This is a genomic window from Spirosoma foliorum (assembly GCF_014117325.1).
In the GTDB taxonomy this organism is placed as follows: domain Bacteria; phylum Bacteroidota; class Bacteroidia; order Cytophagales; family Spirosomataceae; genus Spirosoma; species Spirosoma foliorum.
Map to the genome: position 1 here is coordinate 1,082,307 of NZ_CP059732.1, position 23,559 is coordinate 1,105,865.

A 23,559-nucleotide genomic window follows, 5' to 3' on the forward strand; every position below is an offset into this window, starting at 1 on the left:
CCAATAAAGTGATTACCGCTACTTTATCAAGATTGCGTTGTGGACTCGTTTTCGAACAGGTTGTTTAGGTTTATCTTGCCACTGATCCCTAGTTTCTTTCGCAACCGATACGTTGTTTTATGAATCGATTCGGGTGAAATGCCTAAAATTCGGCTCATCTGAGTAGTATCGATCTGGAGTTTGGAGAGGACAAGCAGGCGGATTTCAGCTTTGGTTAAGTCAGGATAGCGACTTAGAATAACCGAGAAAAAATTCGGATAAACGTCTTCAAACAGTTCCTTGAACTGCTGCCAGTCGTCCTCGGTCAAAATAACCCGATTCTGTAAACTTTTAATGGAGGGTCGTGTTGGATGGGCTAGCTCATCGGGGTCGATTTGAGCTGAAATGGTGTCTATAAGGTGGTTCTTCTCCTGAATGTTAACCATATATTGAGCTAGCAATTGTTCAGCACGTTGCTGTTGGGCCAGTAACACCTGCTTTTCCTGCCAGCGTTTCTGCTGATTTTGCCGAAAGGCATAGATCCCAGCCAGAATCAGTAGCACAGCAACAAGGAGGACCATATTGCGTACCCACACCGCCTTGCTCTGACTAGCCTCCAGCTTGCGCAGATCATTCAGGTACCGCTCGGCGTTAACCTGACTTTGACTAGCTGCCAGCAGGCGGGTATTGAACAGGGTCCGCTGAGAATTTTCTATTCCCCGGAGCGAATCCAGGTAGATGGTCGCCAGCCGGAAGTTGCCCACTTTTTTGTAATACTGAGTCTGGACCTGATAATACTGTAGATCATAGTCCGACCAGGGGCGGTTAGTAAACAATCGGGTCGAGTGAATAAGGTAAGTCCTGGCTTTCTGGGTACTATCCAGATTCAATAAGGCCTGAGCCACATATAAGGCTGTCAGGGCTGCATTCTCAGGTACCTGGTACTCATGTCTGCGTTGAAAGCTAAATTGGTAGCCTTTATACAGATAGGGCAGGGCCAGCCTGGACTTGTTCTGTAGCAGCAGTAAATGGCCTATATTCGAATTGGCAATGGCCACATAGGCCGAGTCTCCGTGCTTACCAGCCAGCCTCAGGGTTTGGAAGAAGTACGCCTGTGCTTTACCATACTGATGGAGGTGCTGGTAGCAAAGACCAACCGTATTGTGAGCGGCAATCCCGATTCGTTCGACTAGGGGTGGGTAGTAGAAAGAGCTCAGCAGATAGTGAATGCAGGTCTTGTACTCACCAAAGAAATAATATTCTGCCCCCAAGTTATAGAGGTAGTCATTAATTTCGGGAATGTGCTCATAACCAATCTGCTCAAAGGTCTGCTGAGCCCGTAGCAGCCACCGAAACCCTTCGTCGAATTGTTGGGTTTCATAGGCATACCGACCCCGATGGTGCCAGTAGGCGGCCTGAACGACGGGAACCGGGCACTTGTCCATGTAGGGCTGAGCGGCTAGTAAAACCGAAGAGGGTTTGCCCATTGCTTTGACAAGTTCATGCCGGCACAGGATTTTATGAAGTTGTACGGTCCAGAACAGACGGTCGTCATCCTGATTTTGGGCAAAGGTGGCCAGCCGATCGAGTTGGGCGAATGCGCGGGCTGAATCCTGCGCGTTCTTCAGATAGGGCGTATGCCCAATGGAGTAATAAGGCGCCTGCTTCTGAAACAGGCGAAAAATCCGCAGATCGGGACTAAGCCGAAACAAGGTATCGACCTGGGCTTTGGCGGGCTGAAAAAATAATGGCCTGACAATTAGTAGTATTAAGATTAGTCTGGACAGGCTAGGGAAAATCATCTTCTGGGCAGCGTTGAGGAGTGACGAAGCGACACTGGCATAAGGAAGACGTTCTTAAGCAGAAGATTGTTATATAATTGACCGTCCTAAGGGCGTCAGCTATGAAATAGCTTGACAAATCTAGGCTTAACTAGAGCCGCCTATTTTTAAGCAAGCGGGGGTAATTGGCCGTTTTAACAACAGCTATTTTTTCGATAGAGTCGTGGTAATTGCTTTCAAAGCTAAGCAATTCGGTTTAGTCAAGGAGTGGCTTTACACCTTAATTTTATCCTAACTAATTTAGCTGCGCACTGCATAAGGAGGCCTCCTTCATTCTTTGTATAGGAAAATGGTGAAATCATCTGGCCAATAGCCAACCTGGAGTTGCACCGTTTTTGATAGGGTCTGACAAAATTGGAGTATTTCATCGGGAGAGTAAGACCTCAGCAGCGTGTTGGGTTCGACTCCTCCACTCAACAAGTTAAATCCTAAGGCGATACGACATTTGGCAAATAGGGTTTCAATAGCCTTATAAACAAACTCGTCATCACTATGCCGATAAGTAAGTGATCCACTAGCCAACACAAAATCGGTCATGGGCATCGTTGTATCGAGAAAGCTCCCTTGTAGTAGGAGTACATTATTCTCACGTTGATATCGTTGGGTGGCTATCTGGAGTAATTCAGGTATTTGTTCACATCCATAATACGTAATTGACGAAAACCTTTTCTTTAAAAAGGCGAAAAGATCTGCGTGCCCACATCCGGCATCTAGTACAGAGTGCCCGCTTAGATCACCTATTTGGCTTAATTTTTCAAAGCGCATCCACTGGCCTTCAATTTTCCGCCACCCCAATGCCCGGGTTGTACCAGCACCATGCCGTTCGATCAACGTTTTGTGAAAATGGAAAATACTAGCTGTACCAGATAGATCTAGCGGCTCTTCCTTCATATTGTACTAGTTTGGACTTGTTACTTTTTACTTGAAACTAAATTAAACATGATTTTACTGGTCAATTTTACGAAACAAGTCCACATTTCCTTAAGCCACTAAATTGTCCAGTTAACAGGTAGCTGTTTATCGACAGTTGCCTGAATTCCTTCGCTAATAGCTAGAAATGAGCGATAACAACGATTCATTAAAGATAGCAAAACTCAGTGTAAGCTAACTGGTTGAATTAGCTAGTATTATGAGAATATCCATAGATTAAGCTTGCTAACTGCGCGTAAAGTACCGCTAAAAACGGCTTCTGAGTTGTAATAAGGTTTGCGTTATAAAACAGCTTCAGCTTGGGAAATGACAGTTACTATAGAAACGGTACTACAAACCCATAACTCGCTATTTAATATATAACCTCAATAGCGCCTGTATCTCTGAACAGATTTGATCAAGATTATAAAATGATGGCTTTCAATAGAGCAAATGGCCACAAAATGCCCTCATATTGTCGCGATTGACCCTCATTAGCGTAGCTCGTCCAATTTACTTTTGTATAAACAGTAAACTACTAGTGCTTTTCCAAGGTAGACTTTGTTGATTCTGGTCAATTCTATTGGTGTCATTCTATTGATAATCAATATCTAAGCGATCAATTAGGGTCGAAAGAATTTCTAGAATTTAAATTGGACAACTACTATCTAACCCCATGAGAACGGTAACATTCACTATGAATACTAGCCTGGATGGCTATTGCGATCACACGATGTTCAACCCTAGTGAAGAGGTGCTGGAGTATTTCACGGAAACGTTGAGGGAGGTAGATCTGCTCTTTTTCGGTCGTTTCATGTATCAGCTTATGTTTCCCTATTGGGCTGATGTGGCCCAAAAACAATCCGGCACAGCGGCTGAAAATAGATTTGCCCAACGACTGTCGTCGATCGACCGAGTGGTTATGTCAAGCTCATTAAACAGCATAGATGATAAGACACGCCTTGTTAGGAGCCACCCGGCCGAAGAACTCCTCAAACTGAAGCAGCAACGGGGCAACAAAATTTCGGTGGACAGTGTAAGTTTACTTCCTGAATTGATCCAAGCCGGTCTTATCGATGAATTTCAGTTGGTAGTTCATCCAGTCATGGTGGGACAGGGGAGACCCTTGCTTCATGGGGGAAGCCTTCAGGAAAAGCTTAAGTTAAAGCTGGTTGATACGATTGCTTTCAAATCCGGCAGTGTGGCGCTTCACTATTTGAAACAGTGACAGAACTTGACGACAAACAAGCGCCAACGAATGAATGGAGAGCAGTTTTCGTTATCTTTCTGAGCGGTTTACATTAACGCACATTGGTCGCTGCAACCAATTACTTAATTGGAAAACCAATGGCGCGGGCTTAGTTTTCCCTATTCCTGGCTGTCTTGATTCAATTGGTCAGTCTTGGCACCGCCCGCTTGTTCTACAGGTGGTAGAGCAGGGTTTAATAAACTGGGCAATTGTTGGCTAGTTGTGGATTCTGTAAGCTGATCGAGCATCGCTTCATCCCACATAGTGTCCCCACATTCCTCTTTAACAAAGGGCACATCGTCTTCGTCGGTTAATTTATTCATGGTAGTCTTATCAATTAGTTGATTTGTACTGAAGTCTGATTAGATGACAGGTAGTCATAACTAGTTCACGGTAAGTGATTTAATAATGAGAAACTAGTTAAGAGCCATCACAATAGGAGAAGGTCCCCAGATGGGTATATAGGTAGCGGTGAGAATCGGCCAACTGGAGCTCATAGTCTTCTCTGATAGTTACTTTATCGATTACGTAAACAGAACTGAACATACGGGCTAAATGTTAAACGGTGAATACTCTAAGAAGGTCCAGTTTAACCCCGATAGACTCGATTGGCGAGCCCAGTTATGGAGGTGAAATTGCCAGTAACGACCGGTCCCACCGGTGGGATCATCGGCAGCTGACTCGGTAAACTGGACGTCGGCATGTCCGGTGAGTTGTAAACTGTCACCCGTCTCAAAGTTAACAAACAGGAGCCCCGCTCGGGGATTGACCGAAAAGTTTCCCATCGAATTGAACATACCATTACCATTGTAATCAGGAATCAGCAGGGTTTGGCTATCGAGAACCTGGACAAACCCTGGCTTTCCACCCCGATGGCTCACGTCCAGGTGGTCGTCGTCATGAGCGCTACCCACAAAGAAGGTGTCCGCCCCAGCAATCCAATCGTGCAGTTCAGGGGTTAGTTGAGAGCCTATCAAGCTAACCTGGTCTGTCGGCTGGGCGAGGGTAGTTACGTCCACTTCCCGTCGCTGGATATAGCGGGGACAAAGGGGAAAGGCTTCCTGTACGCGTATGGTCAAACTAGTCTCATTGGGAGAAACTGTCACCCGTCCGTTTACTTTCAAGCGCTTCCGGGAACTCAGTTCGATGAAAAGCAGGCCAGCCACTGGATGATAGGACACGTTCGCCCAGAAGCGATCATCCTTGGCTGATAGCAGATAATCGGTGTTCAACTGAACAACTTCAGGGCTTTCGGCTTTCAGAAAGCCCGACTGACCCGCCAGCAGCGATACCCACATAGCTTGCTGACTATCCAGACTGGCGGCCACAACAAAGGGTTGTTTTTCGACAAATTTTAACGCTCCATTTGGTATGCGGTTGGCAATAAGCTGGCCGTTTCGGCGAGCAATATGCTCTTCGCCCGCTCGGGCTTGTATTTGCTGTTCGCCCGGATGAAATGGGGTTGTGTCCATACGCAAAGAAGAGATGTAGTCGTCATCAAGGCAGCCTGATGACGGCTGGAAACTAGATCGTTACCTAGAACGTGATAATTTGATAACCCTCCTGTTGGAGTTGAACAAAGCTGGGGAGCCCTGATGTACCAGGCACGGCATTCGTTGTGATCAAATCATAGCCAGAGGGGTCAGCACCAAAAACGGTGGCACAGCCACTAGAAACCCCTTGAACCTTATCTTTTACAGCTTCAAATAAACCATGAAATGGATTATCAGGTTGCTCCAGTAGGGCTGGCCAGCGTGTTCCTGCTCCCTGAAACAGAATCGTTACTTCCTGATCCGCTTGTTTGAAGTCGTAAGCAGCAGCCAGGGCATTGAATAATTTGCCGTTTACGTCGTCCGAACCCACGTTAGGGTCTGAAAGGATAATAAGGGCTGTTTTTACGTGATTCGTCATCGCATTTGTTTGGTTTATGTGAACTATGAAAATAATTACCGAACGTTCAGTAAAAGGTTGAAACATACTAATACATGAATTCGCTTTCGTAAAGGAATTTACCTATTGATGAGTTTCATGAAATTATCTGGTAAACAATGATCTCAATTCATCCAGCGCTTCGGTAAACAGCGATGGCTGCCCAAAAGCTCTAGCCAGAATTAGGGTACCCTGAATCTTGGTGATCGCCAGTTTTGCCAACCGGTCTGATTCCTTCTGATCGTATCCGAAATCAAGGGCTAAATGAGTAAAAGCATCGATCCACAGCTGGAAAACCGCAGCAATTTCATTCTGAAAAATGTTGGCCTCCGATCCGTGAGACAATGCCCTGAGAATGCAGTCGAGCCGACCGCCGTCATACAGTTCGTCTATGGCTTTCAAGGCCTTTTCCAGACGTTCTTTCGGCGTGCTGGCTGAAAAAAGTACATCGACAATCCTGGTTTGAGTCCAATCGGCAACATAGCTTAACACGGCATGAGCCATTGCCTGCTTACCCTGTGGAAACCTATGATACAGACTAGCCTTTTTTAATTGGGTCGCTTCCGCCAGAGTAGCCATACTCGAACCGTCGTAGCCGGATGAGCGGAAGACCTCCATCAGTTTGTCGATAACGACGTCGTGTTCAACTTTTGCGTGCGCCACTTTTTGCTTCTTTTTATACCGAACGATCGGTAAATAAATTTAGTTCACGTCGATTAAATTTATTCATTCTTTATGGCCATCGCTGAGTCTCTTTATGGATACAGGATTGCGTCGGCATCCAGCCTAAATCGTCTCGTATAGTAGGAACTAACAAATTATTCCGATCGTCTCATCGTGATGACCAGTTGCCCGGTCTGACCCGAATGTGCACTACCATTTGGGAAAGGGGCGGCTTGTAGGTGGGGGGCGATCACCTCTGAAATTGACCCTGTTATAGTGAGCCGTTAATCCCGTTTAAACGAGATTGGTGGTTCACTATAACAGGGTCAATTTTCCACAAAATACGGAAATTTAGTTTGGACCTTACTTGATGGCTGCAATAGCGGCAGCGTAATCAGGCTCTTGCCCTATTTCAGGTACTTGCTGTTCGTAAACGATTTTCCCTTCGGGATTAACGACGATTACCGCACGACTTAACAGGCCTTTCATGGGTCCGTCGGCAATTTGAACGCCATAAGAAGTACCAAAATCTGTTCTGAAATCCGAAAGCATCACGACATTTTTAATGCCTTCCGCGCCACAAAAAGCCTTCTGCGCAAACGGTAGATCTTTGGAAATACAGAGCACAGCGGTGTTTTTTAGCCCAGCCGCATCTTCATTAAATTTCCGTACCGATTTGGAACAAACACCCGTATTCACACTGGGGAAAATATTCATGATCACATATTTGCCCTTGTAATCGGCTAACGTGTTATCCTTAAGATCAACACCGGTCAATGTGAAATCTTTAATAGACGTTCCTACTGCTGGTAGTTTACCAACGGTATGAATTGTTTTACCGCCTAGCGTAAGGGCCGTACCTGTCGTTTGAGCTAGCGAAATACTTGTCATGAATATTCCGGCAAGACCCCAGAAAAAGAGTTTAAAGGCGTGTAACGAGTTTTTAATACCAGTCATAAATGTATTATATTGAGGGTAATACCTCAAATGTACAAAGGAAACTGGACTTGCTAGGTTAACCTGGACACAAAATTAAGGATGAGCTTACTGTTCAGTAATAAGTAGGAAGTTCAATTCTGATTCTGAAATAATCCCTGAACATTCCGGAAATTATTAAGCCCGAACTTGTGTATAAATAATGAGTCTGAGTTGGGTAAAATAGCCTGCTTCTTTATCTGGCCATTAGGTCAGCCAACCCATTCCGATCGCTTTCACCGCTTTTACACTCGATGTCTAAAAAGACTTATTTCTTTCTTATCCTGATTTTGGGTAGCCTAACGGCGCTAGGACCGTTTTCTATTGACATGTACTTGCCAGGATTTCCCGCCATTGCTAAAGATCTGCATACCACGGCGGCAAAAGTCTCGCTGTCCCTGTCCGGCTTTTTCATTGGTATTTCGTTAGGGCAATTGCTGTACGGCCCATTGCTCGACCGCTTTGGGCGAAAAAAACCGTTATACATAGGCCTGATTGTATACATACTAGCCTCGGCCGGCTGTGCCTCTACGGTAAGTATTGATGGCCTGATTTTCATGCGGGTTGTGCAGGCCATAGGAAGCTGCGCGGCAGCGGTAGCCTCGGTGGCTATGGTGCGCGATTTGTTTCCGGTGAAAGACAATGCGAAGGTATTTTCTCTTCTCCTGCTTGTGGTGGGCGCTTCGCCAATGATCGCGCCAACGGTTGGGGGTTACGTTACCGCTGCGCTGGGATGGCAAGCCGTATTTGTTATTCTGATGGGGATGGGAGTCGCTATTTTGATCGCCGTTTTTTTCTGGCTGCCTGCCAAGTATAAACCCGACTTGTCGATTTCGCTGAAGCCAAAACCGATTTTACTTAATTTCTGGCAGGTCCTACGTGAACCGCAGTTTTATACCTATGCCTTCACCAGCGCCATCGCCTTTTCGGGCCTTTTTGCTTACGTTTCCGGCTCGCCAATTTTGTTTATGGAAGTGTTTCATACCGATGAAAAAGTATATGGCTGGATATTCGCCTTTCTTTCTGTCGGTTTTATCGGGTCAAGTCAGATAAATACTCTACTGCTTCGACGCTACAAGAGTGAACAGATTGTTAATGTGGCGTTGATCTGTCAGTCTATCGTTGGTTTGACATTTCTGGCCGTGGCACTAGCGGGTTGGCTGACGCTTTCGACTACCATTATTTTTCTGTTTCTGTACCTTTGCTGCATTGGTTATACAAACCCCAATGCCGCGGCCTTATCACTGGCTCCTTTTGCCAAAAATGCCGGTAGTGCCTCGGCCTTGATGGGCGCTCTACAAATGGGCATGGGCACCCTAATTTCCGTGTTCATCAGTATGTTCGAGGTGCCTTCGGCTATACCTATGGTGATTGGCATGGCAGGAGCGGCTACACTGGCGTTGCTGGTGCTATTGGTGGGCCGCCGAACGATCCGCACACAGGTTGAGGTTCAACAGGATGCCGATGCTGCTTTACTGCACTGATTGCCTGTGCTATCTATTTGGCTGATTGGGATTGTCCGCTTACGTTTAAGATGCTATCCTTTTAGCTAACCCATCCGTTTGGAGGATTACAGCCTTCAACTGTTCAACCCATTGCCGAGCAATTTGCCGACCTGATCACGGAGAAACAGCTGGAACAGAGCCATAGTCAATTTTCGGTAAACGATTGCCGGAACGCCAGTGGGGTAAGCTGAGTCTTTGCTTTAAATAGCTTACTGAAGGATTGCTGGTGCTCAAAGCCCAAAGCAAAGGCAATTTCGCCCACCGAAAGGTCGGTGGTGGACAGATGCTCTTTCGCCTGCTCAATGAGCTTATTATGAATGTGCTGCTGGGCGGTTTGCCCAGTCAGCACTTTTAACAAACTACTTAAATACTTGGGCGAAACATGCAGGGCATCAGCCAAATAGTGAACACTGGGTATCCCACTTTTTATCAACTCATCCTGGCGAAAATAATCCGTCAGCACATTTTCCAAACGGTCCAGAATCGCGTGGTTACTGATTTTTCGGGTGATGAACTGACGATGATAAAAGCGCTCGGCATAGCCCAGTAAGGTTTCTAGCTGGGAGATAATAATTCCCTGACTGAATTTGTCCATATTGGCGTGATACTCCTGCCGGATCGTTTCAATGATGGTGTTAATGATTGTCTCTTCCTTATCCGAGAGAAAAAGAGCTTCCGCCACCGAATAGTCAAAATACTCGTATTGTTTGATAGTCCTGGCCAGGGGTGTATTCCACAAAAAGTCTGGATGAATCAGTAGCATCCAACCTGACCGCTGACTGCTCGGGTCTGGATCGGCCTCAATACGGAATACCTGACCAGGGGCAATGAAAAACATGACACCTTCATCAAAATCATATTCCTGCTGACCGTATTTTAGCTTGGCAGACACGCCCCGTTTAATGGAAATCTGGTAAAAATCCAGCACCCAGCTTACCAAACTCATATCGGGTGTGCGCTGGATGGCGCTGTAATCCACCACGCTGATGAGTGGATGTTCGGGTTTGGGCAGGCCTCTGAGTCGGTGAAACTCGCTGACGGATTTGATGCGCTGAACACTTGACATGGCTACTGTAGGGTTATTGATTGGACTACGTAAGCGGGCTAACGACACCCGGAAAGAGTAGCCTACCAGGGTACTTCGCCGGTGTCTTTATAAAATTTTCCGGTGTCGCTTCTATCCAGTTGAGTCGCGATACGCACGATCGGTTTTGCCCCTTCTTCTGCCGTTTTGAGTCCTTTATGCTGATTGAGGTCGGTAGCGGTATAGCCGGGTGTCACGCTGTTTACCCGAAATGCGGTTCCTCTCAATTCATTCGCCAGCATAATAGTAAAAGCATTCAGGGCCGTTTTGGTTGATCCATACGCACTGTATAAATTCCAGTTCGGGCTTTTGCCTTCACGCGCATGCAGGGTCAACGATCCTACTTCGCTCGATACATTAATAATAACGGGTTGAGTCGACTTGTTCAACAGCGGCAGGAATTGTTGCGTCGTTTGAACCGTGCCGAAAAAATTGGTATCAAACAGATTGCGTAAATTAGCCATGTTGCCGGTAGAAAATGACTGAGGCTGCTCGCCAGAGATGCCGGCATTGTTGATTAAAATATCCAGGGCATCAATCTTTGATTCCAGTTCTGCTCTTGCCTCTTTAACAGAATCCAGCTCGGCTACATCAATCTGGATAAAATCGACATTGACTAACCCCAGAGCTTTCAGCTTTTCTACGGCTTCTTGGCCATTTTGTTGGTTCCGGCTCCCAATGTAAACAAAGTAGCCTAGCTCCGCCAGCTGTTTAGCTGTTTCGAAACCAATTCCTTTGTTGGCGCCTGTTATGAGTACTGTTTTCATGGAAAACTTGGTTTATTCGTTGTGGTATACAAGGGCAAAATCATTTGCAAAGTCGGCTAGTTTAACGGCTCCCAGCACTGGCCGATTCCGGTAATAGTCTTCATACAACTTGCCATTACCCTGACTGGCCTGCAGTTCTACAAAACCTTTGGCTACCTGCTCATTAAATCCGATTTTTAGCCAACCGGTCAGTAGTTGTTCGTCCGAAATGACGTTCCAGCGTAGATCCGGCTTTCCAATCGCTTTCCCCAGCGCGCTGGCAATTTCATTTGGCGATACTTCATCGCTGGCCACATAGCGAACCGTACGGCCATCAAACGATTTGTCCATCTCTTCGCTAATCACATTGGCAATGTCTTTTGGTGATACCCACGGCTCTTTGGTATCACCTCCATAGTTGGAAATAATGGCTCCCTGCCGCTTAATAGTGGGTATAAACGAGAGCATATTGAGGTAAAAGCCAACGGGGCGAATGAATTTAATGGCTACCTCTGCAGATAGCTGCCGTAAGAGCTGTTCTACGTTATAATGGAACAAAAGAATACCATTCCCCTGATCCATATCCGCACCAATGCTGCTCAGGTGTATCACCTTATTGACGCCCGAGCGCTCAATAGCCTGCTTGTAATGCTGACCAATCTGAGTGATCTGGCCAATGAAATCGACCGACTGATCAAAGCTATCTCCGACGGCTTCCATGGTTTCCATGAGGTAAACAATATCGGCACCAGTAAAGGTTTGGGTCAGAAAGTCAGTATCCTGCATGGTCCCGATGGCGGCTTTTGTGCCCATCGCTTCAATCTCTTTTTGTCGGGTAGCGTTACTGCTAATAACGGTAACGGAATGCCCTTTTTGCACCAATTGCTGGGTGAGCGGTTTGCCAATATTCCCTAGCGAGCCTGTTAATACAATGTTCATGTGGTTAACTGTTTTGTCTATGCAAAAGTCCGCAGCAGGGGCAAAACCGTTTTAGCCAAAAGGCAGAATGTTGTAGTCAAAGTACCGTTGTAGAGTCTTCGAGCCAACCACCATTCCATTTAGTAAATCCCTTATTAGCTTGGCTATTGTAGCCAACTTGGATTGATTAGCTTAGTTGACAGTAATCTCCGCTGAAAACAGTAGTTGTCGGTCCCCGAATGGTAGTTGCTAGCGTAAGTTGGCTTTTAAAGGCTTGATCCTTTATACATGGCCTTTTTGTTACGCTACCTCTACAGCCTTCCCTTTCTGGTTTTGGTATGGCTCAATACGTCTAATGACCATGACCTGTCGGGTTCTATCCGGACGCATCCAACAACAGCCGATTCACAGGGGCAGGCACTTTTTAAAACACACTGTGTATCCTGTCACGCGCTGGAGCAGGATGGAATCGGGCCAAAACTTGGGGGCATTACCCGCCTGCTGTCTGAGAAAGAACTCATTGCGTTTATGCAGAATCCGGTTAAAGCAATTGAGTCGGGAAATGTGCGGGCGGTGAATCTTTCGAAACGCTACAAGATGATTATGCCGTCTTTCGATTTTCTGAAGGATGATGAGCTGAAATCCATTGTGGCTTACATTGCTGAGGAGACCCAAAAGCGCAATAGTCAACCGCTGGAAGTCAAAAACGATACAGGAGGAGCGACAGCGCGATTGACAGAACCTGTAGCTAAATCAAATCTTACCATCGAGCTGGAAGATTTTGTTACCATTCCGCCCTCCAGCGATAAAATGCCTCGCACCCGGATTGCTACGATGCGCGCTCACCCTTCAGGCGACGGGTCGCAGTTCGTAAGTGACCAACGCGGACTGATTTATCGAATCGTCGGCAGAGAAGTTCAGCCTTTTCTGGATGTTCGTCCCTTGATCGAAAATTTCATCAACGAGCCGGGGCTCGGCACTGGTTTAGGTAGTTTTGCATTCCACCCCGACTATCTGACTAACGGGCTTATGTACAGTACGCATACAGAAGCTGTCAAGGGCAAACGGGCCGATTACGCCTACAGCGATTCGGTAGAGATGGCTTTGCAATGGGTTGTTTCGGAATGGAAACAGGATGATATAACTAGCCCGGTATTTAGCGGTAAACGACGGGAGTTGTTGCGGGTTAATATGCCGTCCGCAGCGCATGGTATGCAGGATATAAGTTTTAACCCAGAGGCTGTCAAAGGCAACCCTGACTATGGTAAGCTGTACATTGGTATCGGCGACGGTGGCTCAACGATCGGCAAGCATCCGGAGCTTTGCCATAAACTTACTTCCCTGCTGGGTACGCTTATCCGAATCGATCCGTTGGGACGAAACAGCAAGAATGGACAGTATGGCATCCCCGCCGACAATCCTTTTGTAGAGGCCACTGACCCTGCGGTGTATAAGGAGATTTATGCCTATGGATTCCGAAATCCGCACCGGCTGGCCTGGTATGATGGCCGCTTATTTTCGACGGATGTAGGGGAGTCTAATTTCGAAGAAGTGAATGTGATTCAGAAAGGGGGCGATTATGGCTGGAATGTACGGGAGGGAAATTACGGCATCTCGTCGAAGGATTTGAAGAATGTGTATCCCGTACCCGACACAAAATCTAACAAATTCATTAAGCCGTTTCTACAATACGACCATATCGACGGCAATGCGATCAGTGGAGGCTATGTCTATGACGGCCCAATCGCAGCCTTGAAACACAAATACATTTTCGGGGATATTGCCAGGGGCCGGGTTTTCTTCGCCAATATCGATAAGAATCTGACCGATCATTCTGTGCATGAACTGACTATCGTGCAGGATGGGAAAGCCACAAACCTGGCAGAACTGTCGGGTTCAAAGCGGGTCGACCTTCGGATTAATTACAATCGGTTGACAAAGGAAATGTACATCACGACCAAAGGCGACGGTAAAATCAGACGGATCAAAACGGCTGTAGAACGTTGAGGTAGTTTAAACCTATAAGGTCTTTGAGACCTTATAGGTTTGTGATGAAATGTATTATACGACAGGTACTTACTAAATAAGCAGACCTCTCTTGAGCTACTTCTTCTTTTTAGCGGCTTTAGCTCGAGGGTTGAACGCAAGCGCTAACTGAATCCAGAAATCCAGATCTCGCTGACTTCGAAGAACCTCTGGTTGAATATAGCCGTATCCTCTGTAGACTCGCCCATTGACAACCATCTCTTCAAATCCGTTCTTTTCGGCCATTTCCTCATGCAAAATGGGATCAAACCGACACAAGAGTTTGTCGCCACTTACACAAATACATAGTTTTTCATTAATCAAGAAGGTAAGGCCCTGAAACATTTCTTTTTCTGCCAGATTGGGAAGCTCAGCCAGTTTCTCCCGGATTCGGTCGGCCAGGTGTTGATCATATGCCATTCGTGCAGCATGAATAGGTTATTGACAATTGATTCATCAAACTTACAGAATACAGTAATTGGACAAGAAACCGATAGTTAATTGATGGAATCCCGGTTTTCCGTTCATATAATTTTGCCAAGGCCTTGATAGCTGTATTGATACATTTACACATTGGAAGGCACTCATAAGCCACTCCAGATGAACGTTCATCAATATGCTGCAAATTAACCAGTTCAGTAAGGCCTATAACCGCCACGTCGTTCTTCAGGTTGATGATTTTACCATTAAACCGGGCATCTATTGGGTTCGGGGTATGAATGGGTCGGGTAAGAGTACGTTTTTGAAAGCGTTAGCTGGCATGACGACTTTCGAGGGCGATATACGTCTCAATAACCAATGGAGCCTCAAGAAACAGTCGGTGGCCTATCGGAGCCTGGTGAATTTTGCAGAGGCAGAACCCATATTTCCCGAATTTTTAACGGGCACCGAACTCATCCAGCTTTTTAAATCGGCAAAAAAAGCACCCAGTCATCAGGAAGATTTCTTTCTGGAAAGTATGCAGATGACAGCTTACGTAGGCGATCCTATCAGCACGTATTCGAGTGGGATGCTTAAAAAGCTTTCCCTTGTTCTGGCTTTTTTAGGCCAGCCCAGTTGTATTCTGTTAGACGAACCGCTGACGACCCTTGACGTCGAATCACTTCCTATCCTGTATTCCTGGATTGCTAGCCAGTACCAGGCCCAGCAAACGCTCTTTTTGTTATCATCCCATCAATCATTCGAAGGTGAGCTTTTGTCGAATGTGCAGGAAATACGAATTGAGCATAAAACGGTACAGTTTACCTTATGAAAAGGCCCCTTATCCGCGTTTTAATCAAAATCGTGGCCAACGGTTTTTATCAGACCCATACCGGCTTATTGCTATCCCTGTTCATCGTTATTTTTATCAATTTTTTTTACACCAGTGTACTCAATCAGACGCACCTGACTCAGGAGCAAATTATTCTGAATGCCTTAAAACTGGTTCTTACGTCGGTTAGCGAACCACTGGGCGTAGTGTTCCTGTTTGGACTTTGCTTCCTGTATCATGTAAAGAGCTGGCAATATGTAGCGGGGCGGTTGAAAGGCGTAGATGTTCAGTTTTTGTATTACAGCAGTACGGCCTTAAGTTGGTCGCGGCAGATTCAATCCTGGGCCGTCGTTCAACTGGTGATATCCCTACCGATGATCATCTTAGGGCTATTTGCCATGATCATCGGGCTAAACTTTGGTCACTGGGTCATTCCGTTAGTGCTCCCTGTTTATCTGCTCACACTTGTTTTCTACGGTGCCTGGTACTATACGGGGCTAATCAATAATAGGATTGATGAACCGGTAAAAGCTAATGAACTAAGCTGGCTCAGAAGCTGGCCCAAGCCCCTTTTTAGCCTGTTTTTGTACGACGTGATTCAGAAGAAACGGGTTGCTTATGCCATAACAAAAGCCGTGTCCCTGATTAGTATTGCGCTTATCTTTAGCCTATTCCCAGACTCCCATACGGATGCGCGATTGTTTGGAATTATAAGTATCTGTGTTGCTCTTGCGCATGTCATTCTGATCTATCAGTCGAGTGAATTTGAGTTGTTTTATCTACGTTTTGCTCGAAATTTTCCCTACAGCCAGTGGCAATTATACGGCCAGCAAGCCGCTCTATATGGTTTACTGCTGCTCCCTGAAATCGTGTGTTTACTGGTGCTAGGTGGGTTCGGTCTGGGCTTGATTGGCGCTTGTTTACTACTCAGCACTGCGCTATTATTTCGTAGCCTTCTTTACAAGCTTGGCCAACGGATGGAGACGTATTTACGGTCGATATTCGGGCTGTTTATTCTTTTTCTGTTACTCATACTCTTTGGCTTCACCGGATTCCTGGTCGTTGGGAACGCAATGGCTGCCTGGGGACTCCTATATCGCTATCAGTATCAGGCGCTGGGGTAGAGGTATGATGAAAGCGACATCTGACGGGCCATCCTTTGTTGGGCGTAGGCTCTGGACTACGCTGTGGCGTTATCCGGTCTGATTGAGATTAAAAAATAAACGCGGTTTATTTTTTAATCTCACCGGGTTAAAACCCGGCGCAAAAACATAGAATGAATGAACTGCACCAGGTTAAAACCCGGTGAGATTGAAAAGAACATAGAAAAGTATTTTCCTCGATTAATTAGTGAAAATAAATAAGACCGGATAACACTCGAACGTAGTACATACTACGCTCAACAGTGGAGACTCAGTCTTTCGACGGATACGTATTCAGTAGCGTTTGGGCTTCTGCTGCGGTTAGTAGCGAAACGCAGCCATGCCTGGCGTCGGGAGGAAAATTGACATTTTCTTCCACTCTCCAGTGAATCAAATCGGGTGATGAAGACACGCCAAACCGATTCGTCATGCAATAGTCATAAAACAATAGCCAGCTTTTTTGGAGAGGATCTTTGAGCACAGTTGGGCCTTCGGTAATTACCGGGACGATCTGACCCTGATTTAAGGGGCCGTTGACGGGACTGTATGGTCCCTCCAGGTTCTTGGATGTCGCTACCCGAATCGCCCTTCTTTCGCCGGTTTTGGCACCAAACTCTTCCTCTTTATGAAAGAGATAATAAGTCCCATTCTGTTTGAGTAACGTCCCGTCGATTACCGAATAAGGTGGATTGAAAAAAACGCTGGCTGGGGTAAACGTTTTCCAGTCGCGTGTCCGGCAAGACCACAACCGACTTTCTTTCCAGCCTGCATCTTTAAACGACGAAGACCAGAATAAGACATATTCCTTGGTTTTGTCGTCGTAAAACCATTCGGGCGCCCAAATATTTCCGGCAAAAGCCCCTGATTCGCTTCGCACGTCTTTCATCAAGGGCAGCGAACCTTCCACCTGCCAATGGATCAAATCCGTTGAGGTGATGTAGAGGCAACTTGGGCCTACTTTCTCCCGATCGTTTCTGTTTCCGCCCCCGGTAGATAATATGCGCCAAAGTCCATCGGGCCCTCTCCGCACGTAAGGATCACGAACGTGGTGTTCCCATACGGGTTTGTTGTCATTTAAGGGTGTCCAGTGGCGTCCATCGGTCGATAAGGCGATGTGCAGTTTATTAATCAGCATGGGGTCTGGCAAGGGGACTTCAACTGTATTGCCCTTGGCGTCAATCTCAATGCGTGTCGGATAGCGTTGACGGAAGTATGTCAGCATCCAGACTGGTTTATCTTTTTCGATAGTCAGTGGCGGATTGACTTTTACCTGTTCGGAGGCTGATTTGGATTGAGCTAAAGCTCCTCCCACTGAGATCGTTAAGCTAATAATTAAGACGGTAAGCTTCATCGTTGCAAATTCTTATTGACCAGAAAAGCGCGTAGTGACTGACTTCTCCTTAGCGCTTTCCCTTAGAGCCGTGCCACGGTTAGGCATGATGTTCAGTAGAACCGTGGTACGGCTCTAAGGGGAAGCGTTACTTCTAGGCAGAATCTCGACAAATGAAACGAGAATCTGTTTAGAAAAGCGCTTTTTCCGGTTCTAAAATCCCTTAAATGATTTTCAGACGCTCTTCTTCCAAATCTAGCTGGTACAATTGATTACGGATGATTTCTTCATCAATCTGCGGGTCTTTGTTTAGCTCTGTGAGGTATTGCCGCTGGATCTCGAGTAATTCGACAAAGAGAATTTTTGTTTTGCCGTTCATCCAGCTATCGTCTGTTGCTTTGGCACGTTCTTCCCATTGCTTGAGGATTTTTTCCAGACCTGCATTGCCATTGGGTTCGCTTTCATATTTGTTTTTCAGAAACTGATAGACGTGCTGTTTCAGGCCATGTTTCATTTTCTGCTTGCTCGATTCCTCCGATTCGCCGTCTAGCCCTTGAAATAAACCCGACCGGGTTATGATATAGGGTAGTGTAAGTCCCTGAACCAGAAGTGTAAGCAGGATCACTACGAAGGTGATAAACAGAATGAGGTTTCTCTCCGGAAAAGGACTGCCATTGTCTAAGGTAATGGGTATGGCTAAAGCTGCTGCCAGCGAGACAACCCCACGCATTCCTGTCCAGCCTAATAAAAGTGGTATCAGGAAACGGCCTATGTTCGAGCGGGTTCGGGGAACTACACCCGGCCGGAAGATCATGGTCGCAATCATGGCCGCATATGAGCTGATGATACGGGCGGCAATCAGCACCCCCGTTACCAGTACGCCATAGCCAATGGCGGTGCGAAGGGGAATACCCATTGTCTGTAGTCCTTCAACAATTTCGGGGAGTTCCAGACCGATGATTAGAAAGACAATGCCATTCAGGATAAATACGAAGCTTTCCCAAACACTAAAGCTTCGGATGCGGCTGGAGCTGTTTAAAAAAGACAGCCGTCGGGCCGACATAAATAAGCCGCCAGTGACCACGGCTAGGACGCCCGAACAATGCAATTGCTCGGCCGCCCAATACATAAAATAAGGCTCAATGAGCGTAAAGGCCATGTCGGACGAAGCATCGGTAGGCAGGCGTTTATGCGCCTGAACAAAGAACCACGCGAGGAATAAACCAACACCCACTCCGCCAATGACCATCCATAAAAAGCTCGTTGCGGCCTGCTGCCAAATGAACTGACCTGTACCGACTGCCACCAGCGCAAAACGGAAAATAATCAGCGAGGAAGCATCGTTGAGTAAGCTTTCTCCTTCCAGAATAGCGGAAGTGGATTTCGAGATCTTGACAAACTTCGTAATAGCACCCGTGCTAACCGCATCGGGGGGCGATACGATACCGCCTAACAAGAAACCCAACGCAATAGTAAAGCCGGGTATGAAGTAATGGGTAACGATAGCGACTGAAAATGCAGTAAAAAACACGACCAGAAAGGCAAAGCTGCCAATGATACGCCACCACTTCTTCATCTCTTTGAAAGAAACAGACCAAGCCGCTTCAAACAATAAGGGAGGGAGAAATATAAAGAAAATAAGATCGGGGTTGACCGTTACTCTGGGTAGCCAGGGTAAGAAACTGACCAGCAATCCGGCCACAACCAACAGAATAGGATAAGCAATTTTGAGTTTGGTTGCCAGCATCTCGAGCAGCACAATGGCGGCTATCATAGCGAGCAAAAAAGGCAAAATGGTATGCATTTAAAACAAGGGTTATCGTTCTTCTTTTATTTTTCAACACCAACAGTCAACCGGATGATTCCGCACGGCAGCAGCGTTTCCTGAAAGGTATCTGTTCTGATTTTCGGGGGTTGATCTTTCGGGATTCTATTGATTCTAGTCGATTCTATTGCATAGATTATCGATGAAAAAACTCGACCAGGATCAAAAGAATCTATAGAAACGTGTCCTCTGTCTGTGTCCTCACAGAACGCTTTGACAAAGGCTAATTCATAGGCGTTCTGTGAGGACACAGACCGAAGATGCCAGGCAGCCCCAATTCATTAACCCCAGTTTTTGTTTGATTAGCCACAATTATTCTCTGGCTCCAGGCGATTGATATACATTTGTTAGTTAGTTGACGAATTGAATGGGAACCTGGTTAAGAGCGCATCGCATCCATGTATTGATCGGAATTGCCCTGGTAATTCTACCACTATTTTATTTTGGATACAATGGGGTAAGCTGGTCTCCACTACGACCGCACGAACATCTAGTGCAGAATGGGCTAGCTTACATTTTCTTTGTCCTGTTCTCTTATTTAAATTATACTGTATTTGTACCCCGCTGGTTTCTGGCCAAACGGTATCGTCAGTATGCGATTGTTGTCATCAGCTGCATCTTAGCCGCCGTTTATCTTCCATATCGGATTGAGCAATGGGCTTTCTTCAAAGTACCAACAGAAAATACATTGCAAGCCTGGGCTCGCCAAATCTTTGTGGAGGAAATGATGCTGGTAGGCCCCTCAGGCCCCCCGTTTGAGTCGCGACCTGATGAGCCTGAACGCTCGTTTGAACCAGGCGATGGAAAATCTAGACCACATCGGTTTGGCAAACCTCCCCGGCCTCCATTTGGCGAACGCCGTGATAATCACGCTGGCCCTCCGTTTACGCTGCTTCTGCCTGTGAAGCTAGGCATCTTTTTCTTACTAGGCAGTCTGAGTACCCTTATTTCTATTTCCTTTCAGACCGCCAGTCGACTACATCAGGTTGAAAATGATCAATTACAGGCGGAGCTTCGCCAGCTCAAAGCCCAGATTCAACCGCATTTTCTGTTCAATACGCTCAATAGTATTTACGCCTTAGCCATTCGGCAGGATGAGCGAACCGCCGATACGATTGTGAAGCTCTCGGAATTCATGCGCTACATCATTCGCGATGCGCACCGGGATAAAGTAGCGCTGGCCAAGGAGATCAATTACATCGCGAACTATATCGATCTCCAAAAAGCCCGACTTCGCGATGCGGTTCAGATTAACTATCAGTTGGAGGGCAATGAGAGGCAGTTAGAAATTGCGCCCTTACTGCTGTTCTCCTTTATTGAAAACGCATTTAAATACGGGGTGAGTCCGGATGAAGACTCCAAAATTGACGTCCATCTGACAATAGAGGGAAGCAGCCTACACCTCTATGTCGCGAATAAAAAGGTACAGATCATCTCGTTCGAAAATTCAACAGGCGTGGGCTTACAAAATGCCCGAGAGCGGTTACGGCTTTTGTATCCACATGCCCATCAGCTAACCATCGACGATACTCTGACTGATTTTCATGTCCATTTAAGCCTGACATTATCTTGATGAAAGCCATTGCTCTCGACGACGAACGCCCTGCCCTGGATATCATTGACGCTTTCTGTAGCCGAATTGATTCTGTTGATCTGGCCAAAACTTTCACCCGCACTGGCGAAGCTCGCTTGTATCTGGAAACGAACCCCGTCGATCTAATTTTTTTAGACATCAATATGCCGAAGGAATCGGGACTGGATTTTTTTAAATCCATCACCCAGCAAACCCTCGTTATTTTCACGACGGCCTATAGCGAGTATGCGTTGGAAAGCTACGAAGTAGAAGCTGTTGATTATCTGCTAAAACCCTACACGTTCGAGCGGTTTACGAAAGCGATACAGCGCGCCCAAACACGATGGCGGGCGCTTCAGCAAACAAATGGCAACAGTCTTCCAGGAGCAGAGCAGGCACATCTTTTCTTCCGGGCTGATTACGGTCTGGTGAAAGTGACCGTGTCGGATATATTGTTTATTGAAGGGCTGGATAACTATCTGAAGGTTCATGTAAAAGAGGGGCCACCCGTGGTTTTACGACTTACGTTAAAAGCCATGCTGGAAAAGTTGCCTGCTGAAAAATTCATTCGCGTTCACCGGTCGTTTATTGTCCCGATCGACAAAATTCAGTCGATTCGGGGGCGTATGATTCTGATCGATGATGAGGAAATTCCCATCGGAAGCAGCTATGAAAAAGAGTTTTTTAGCCTGTTCATGAAATAAGGGATTGTTGACGTGCATTTTACCTCACGGCAGCGGACGACTCTTATTTTCAGGGGAGGGGTGTGGAGCCAGTCTTTGTTAGGCGTAGTCCATACTACGCTCTTTAACGAAACTAGAGAGCAAACGAATCTCTGGCATAGGCTAACCAGCTCTGTAAGAGCATCCTGTTAATAGATGTTATCGTTGATTATGAGCTCAAAGCGCCGTAGGTGCGACCTAATTTCATCCATATAGGTCGCACCGCTCCGGCGGCCCGGCTCCGGCGCTTCGGGTTATGGAAAATTCTTTGTTTTCTATTAACAGGCCACTCCTAACGGAGTTTCGAATAGGCCCAATGTGTATATGTCATAGATGGGGGAAACAGACCGAGGATACGCATTTAACCTCATTGCAGCGGCCGCCCGTCCCCGGCCCCTCCCCTTATTTCCAGGGGAGGGGCCGGGGACGGGTAAATTCCAGCTTTACCCCATAATTTTCCTTATTCACCACAAAGTCGAACTAATTACCCCCAGAGTAGTAGAGTTAACCACTCTTTTCCCAGTTCCTCATTTTTGCGGATGACCTTTGTTTGGTGGGAGCGATCATCGGTAGTCAACGCCCTGAATTGTAGAACCTAATTGGCCAATAACGGCTCGTTCACCACAACATTTCAACTCTTTACCCCAACTGCACATAGGGTGTGCAACAGCGATAAGCGGTTTTAAGTAATTGATTATGTACGCAATTAGTCAGCTGAGTTGAGCTTAGTCAACAGCCATTATGAAACGCAAAAACCTATCTATCTTCCTGCTGTTACTCTTTAGTTTCAGCCACATTTTCGAATCCTGCAAATCAACGGAAGTTGAGACCAGTACGACTACGAGTGGTGGTAGTACATCAACGGGCTCGACGACGAGCAACTCGAGCACGATCACGACAACCTTATCTACGACAGCTACAACAACGACCTGTAATTCGACGGGTGTTGCTCAGATCGTTTGTCTGGCCGAAGCCTTTAAGTCAACGTTGTCCAGTACACAGCTGGCCACTACGCAACTTACCTACTCCAAAACTAACGCGCAGAAATGGTCGAACCTGCCTGCAGGAATGTCGGCTCGAATCGGGATCAATCTTGGTTCACTCAGTGACACCCAACTGGCCGCTTTCCGTAACCTAATGGTAGCCGTATTGTCGCTGAATACGACCAACGAAGGGTACGACGAGATGATTGGTAATCTGGTTGCCGATGATTACCTAAACACCATTGGTGGTGGTTCAGATTATGGCGCGGGTAACTATTATATCTCGTTTTTAGGCACGCCGAGTACTAGCAGCCTATGGGCGATTTTGTTCACGGGGCACCATTATACGCAACCGTTTACCTTCAATGGAGGAGCAAATACCGGGGTAACGCCCGCGTTTCGGGGTACTGAGCCGCAGGCGGCTGTTACGGCAGCCAACCGAACCTATCAGGCTTTTGAACAGGAACGCGTGGCCTTTGCCGCCATGCTGACGGGACTGAGCACAGCGGAACAAACGACGGCTAAGCTATCCGGTTCCTACAATGACTTGGTATTAGGACCAGGGCAGGATGGCAAGTTTCCGGCTACCAAGTCGGGCTTACAGGTAGGCAACCTAAGCAGCGACAAGCAGGCGTTGGTGTTGAGCGCTATCAAGCTGTATGTCAATGATCTGGATGCAAATCTGGCAGCTTCCATATTGACCAAGTATACCTCAGAACTGGCTAATACGTATATTTCGTATTCGGGAACAACAGCTATGGCTTCGCAAGGTGATTACGTGCGTGTGGATGGACCAAGTGTCTGGATCGAATTTTCGTATCAGGGTGGGGTTATCATCAAGAACACACCGCACTCACACTCGGTATGGCGCGATCATACCAGCGATTACGGCGGTAACTAAGGAATCAG

The 23,559-nt window shown here is 46.6% G+C and carries 21 protein-coding genes; 8 read left to right on the forward strand and 13 right to left on the reverse strand.

What is annotated here, in order from left to right:
* Positions 1 to 26: 26 nt before the first annotated feature.
* Positions 27 to 1,781 (reverse strand): transcriptional regulator, encoded by a 1,755-nt coding sequence (locus H3H32_RS04455; RefSeq protein WP_182461465.1) that lies wholly within the window; start codon positions 1,779 to 1,781, stop codon positions 27 to 29.
* 309 nt (positions 1,782 to 2,090) lie between these two features.
* Positions 2,091 to 2,711, reverse strand: a complete 621-nt coding sequence (locus H3H32_RS04460) for a class I SAM-dependent methyltransferase (protein ID WP_182461466.1) — start codon at positions 2,709 to 2,711, stop codon at positions 2,091 to 2,093.
* A 694-nt stretch (positions 2,712 to 3,405) separates the two neighbouring features.
* Between H3H32_RS04460 and H3H32_RS04465 the strand changes: the two genes are divergently transcribed.
* Positions 3,406 to 3,957, forward strand: a complete 552-nt coding sequence (locus H3H32_RS04465) for a dihydrofolate reductase family protein (protein WP_182461467.1) — start codon at positions 3,406 to 3,408, stop codon at positions 3,955 to 3,957.
* 140 nt (positions 3,958 to 4,097) lie between these two features.
* Here the strand turns inward: H3H32_RS04465 and H3H32_RS04470 are convergent, their stop codons facing one another.
* The 5 genes from H3H32_RS04470 to tpx all read right to left on the reverse strand — a co-directional run bounded on the left by H3H32_RS04470 (position 4,098) and on the right by tpx (position 7,527).
* On the reverse strand, positions 4,098 to 4,301 hold the full coding sequence (locus H3H32_RS04470; protein WP_182461468.1) for a hypothetical protein: 204 nt from the start codon (positions 4,299 to 4,301) through the stop codon (positions 4,098 to 4,100).
* A 228-nt stretch (positions 4,302 to 4,529) separates the two neighbouring features.
* Complete coding sequence (locus H3H32_RS04475; protein ID WP_182461469.1) at positions 4,530 to 5,450, reverse strand: pyridoxamine 5'-phosphate oxidase family protein; 921 nt, start codon at positions 5,448 to 5,450, stop codon at positions 4,530 to 4,532.
* A 64-nt stretch (positions 5,451 to 5,514) separates the two neighbouring features.
* Positions 5,515 to 5,889 carry a DsrE family protein gene (locus H3H32_RS04480; RefSeq protein WP_182461470.1) on the reverse strand — a complete coding sequence of 125 codons (375 nt, stop codon included), beginning with the start codon at positions 5,887 to 5,889 and terminating at the stop codon, positions 5,515 to 5,517.
* Positions 5,890 to 6,012: 123 nt separating this feature from the next.
* Complete coding sequence (locus H3H32_RS04485) at positions 6,013 to 6,570, reverse strand: TetR/AcrR family transcriptional regulator (RefSeq protein WP_182461471.1); 558 nt, start codon at positions 6,568 to 6,570, stop codon at positions 6,013 to 6,015.
* A 363-nt stretch (positions 6,571 to 6,933) separates the two neighbouring features.
* Positions 6,934 to 7,527 (reverse strand): thiol peroxidase, encoded by a 594-nt coding sequence (gene tpx / locus H3H32_RS04490; protein WP_240543655.1) that lies wholly within the window; start codon positions 7,525 to 7,527, stop codon positions 6,934 to 6,936.
* A 272-nt stretch (positions 7,528 to 7,799) separates the two neighbouring features.
* Between tpx and H3H32_RS04495 the strand changes: the two genes are divergently transcribed.
* Positions 7,800 to 9,029 (forward strand): multidrug effflux MFS transporter, encoded by a 1,230-nt coding sequence (locus H3H32_RS04495; protein WP_182461472.1) that lies wholly within the window; start codon positions 7,800 to 7,802, stop codon positions 9,027 to 9,029.
* A gap of 166 nt (positions 9,030 to 9,195) precedes the next feature.
* Here the strand turns inward: H3H32_RS04495 and H3H32_RS04500 are convergent, their stop codons facing one another.
* The 3 genes from H3H32_RS04500 to H3H32_RS04510 form a co-directional block, all read right to left on the reverse strand.
* A complete protein-coding gene (locus H3H32_RS04500) occupies positions 9,196 to 10,116 on the reverse strand; it encodes a helix-turn-helix domain-containing protein (protein WP_182461473.1) in 921 nt (306 codons plus the stop codon).
* 62 nt (positions 10,117 to 10,178) lie between these two features.
* Positions 10,179 to 10,901, reverse strand: a complete 723-nt coding sequence (locus H3H32_RS04505; protein ID WP_182461474.1) for an SDR family oxidoreductase — start codon at positions 10,899 to 10,901, stop codon at positions 10,179 to 10,181.
* Positions 10,902 to 10,913: 12 nt separating this feature from the next.
* A complete protein-coding gene (locus H3H32_RS04510; RefSeq protein ID WP_182461475.1) occupies positions 10,914 to 11,819 on the reverse strand; it encodes an NmrA family NAD(P)-binding protein in 906 nt (301 codons plus the stop codon).
* Between the two features lie 267 nt (positions 11,820 to 12,086).
* Between H3H32_RS04510 and H3H32_RS04515 the strand changes: the two genes are divergently transcribed.
* Entirely contained in the window at positions 12,087 to 13,805 is a 1,719-nt protein-coding gene (locus H3H32_RS04515; protein ID WP_182461476.1) for a PQQ-dependent sugar dehydrogenase, read from the forward strand.
* A 96-nt stretch (positions 13,806 to 13,901) separates the two neighbouring features.
* Here H3H32_RS04515 and H3H32_RS04520 read toward each other — a convergent pair whose 3' ends face one another.
* Positions 13,902 to 14,243 carry a TfoX/Sxy family protein gene (locus tag H3H32_RS04520; RefSeq protein ID WP_182461477.1) on the reverse strand — a complete coding sequence of 114 codons (342 nt, stop codon included), beginning with the start codon at positions 14,241 to 14,243 and terminating at the stop codon, positions 13,902 to 13,904.
* A gap of 196 nt (positions 14,244 to 14,439) precedes the next feature.
* Here H3H32_RS04520 and H3H32_RS04525 point away from each other — a divergent pair, with 196 nt between their 5' ends.
* Together H3H32_RS04525 and H3H32_RS04530 are read left to right on the forward strand one after the other, a co-directional pair.
* Positions 14,440 to 15,075, forward strand: a complete 636-nt coding sequence (locus H3H32_RS04525; protein ID WP_182461478.1) for an ABC transporter ATP-binding protein — start codon at positions 14,440 to 14,442, stop codon at positions 15,073 to 15,075.
* The gene (locus H3H32_RS04530) at positions 15,072 to 16,199 is read left to right on the forward strand and encodes a hypothetical protein (protein WP_182461479.1); all 1,128 of its coding nucleotides are present in this window, start codon (positions 15,072 to 15,074) and stop codon (positions 16,197 to 16,199) included. The genes H3H32_RS04525 and H3H32_RS04530 overlap by 4 nt, the downstream gene beginning before the upstream one ends.
* 289 nt (positions 16,200 to 16,488) lie before the next feature.
* Here the strand turns inward: H3H32_RS04530 and H3H32_RS04535 are convergent, their stop codons facing one another.
* Positions 16,489 to 17,568 carry a glycoside hydrolase family 43 protein gene (locus tag H3H32_RS04535; RefSeq protein WP_182461480.1) on the reverse strand — a complete coding sequence of 360 codons (1,080 nt, stop codon included), beginning with the start codon at positions 17,566 to 17,568 and terminating at the stop codon, positions 16,489 to 16,491.
* Positions 17,569 to 17,770: 202 nt separating this feature from the next.
* Positions 17,771 to 19,351 (reverse strand): Na+/H+ antiporter, encoded by a 1,581-nt coding sequence (locus tag H3H32_RS04540; RefSeq protein WP_182461481.1) that lies wholly within the window; start codon positions 19,349 to 19,351, stop codon positions 17,771 to 17,773.
* Positions 19,352 to 19,739: 388 nt separating this feature from the next.
* Here H3H32_RS04540 and H3H32_RS04545 point away from each other — a divergent pair, with 388 nt between their 5' ends.
* From H3H32_RS04545 to H3H32_RS04555, 3 genes are all read left to right on the forward strand, one after another.
* Entirely contained in the window at positions 19,740 to 20,945 is a 1,206-nt protein-coding gene (locus H3H32_RS04545; RefSeq protein WP_182461482.1) for a sensor histidine kinase, read from the forward strand.
* Positions 20,945 to 21,649 carry a LytR/AlgR family response regulator transcription factor gene (locus H3H32_RS04550; protein ID WP_182461483.1) on the forward strand — a complete coding sequence of 235 codons (705 nt, stop codon included), beginning with the start codon at positions 20,945 to 20,947 and terminating at the stop codon, positions 21,647 to 21,649. Before H3H32_RS04545 ends, H3H32_RS04550 begins: the two co-directional genes overlap by 1 nt.
* A gap of 759 nt (positions 21,650 to 22,408) precedes the next feature.
* The gene (locus tag H3H32_RS04555) at positions 22,409 to 23,551 is read left to right on the forward strand and encodes a DUF3500 domain-containing protein (protein ID WP_182461484.1); all 1,143 of its coding nucleotides are present in this window, start codon (positions 22,409 to 22,411) and stop codon (positions 23,549 to 23,551) included.
* The last annotated feature ends 8 nt before the right edge of the window (positions 23,552 to 23,559 follow it).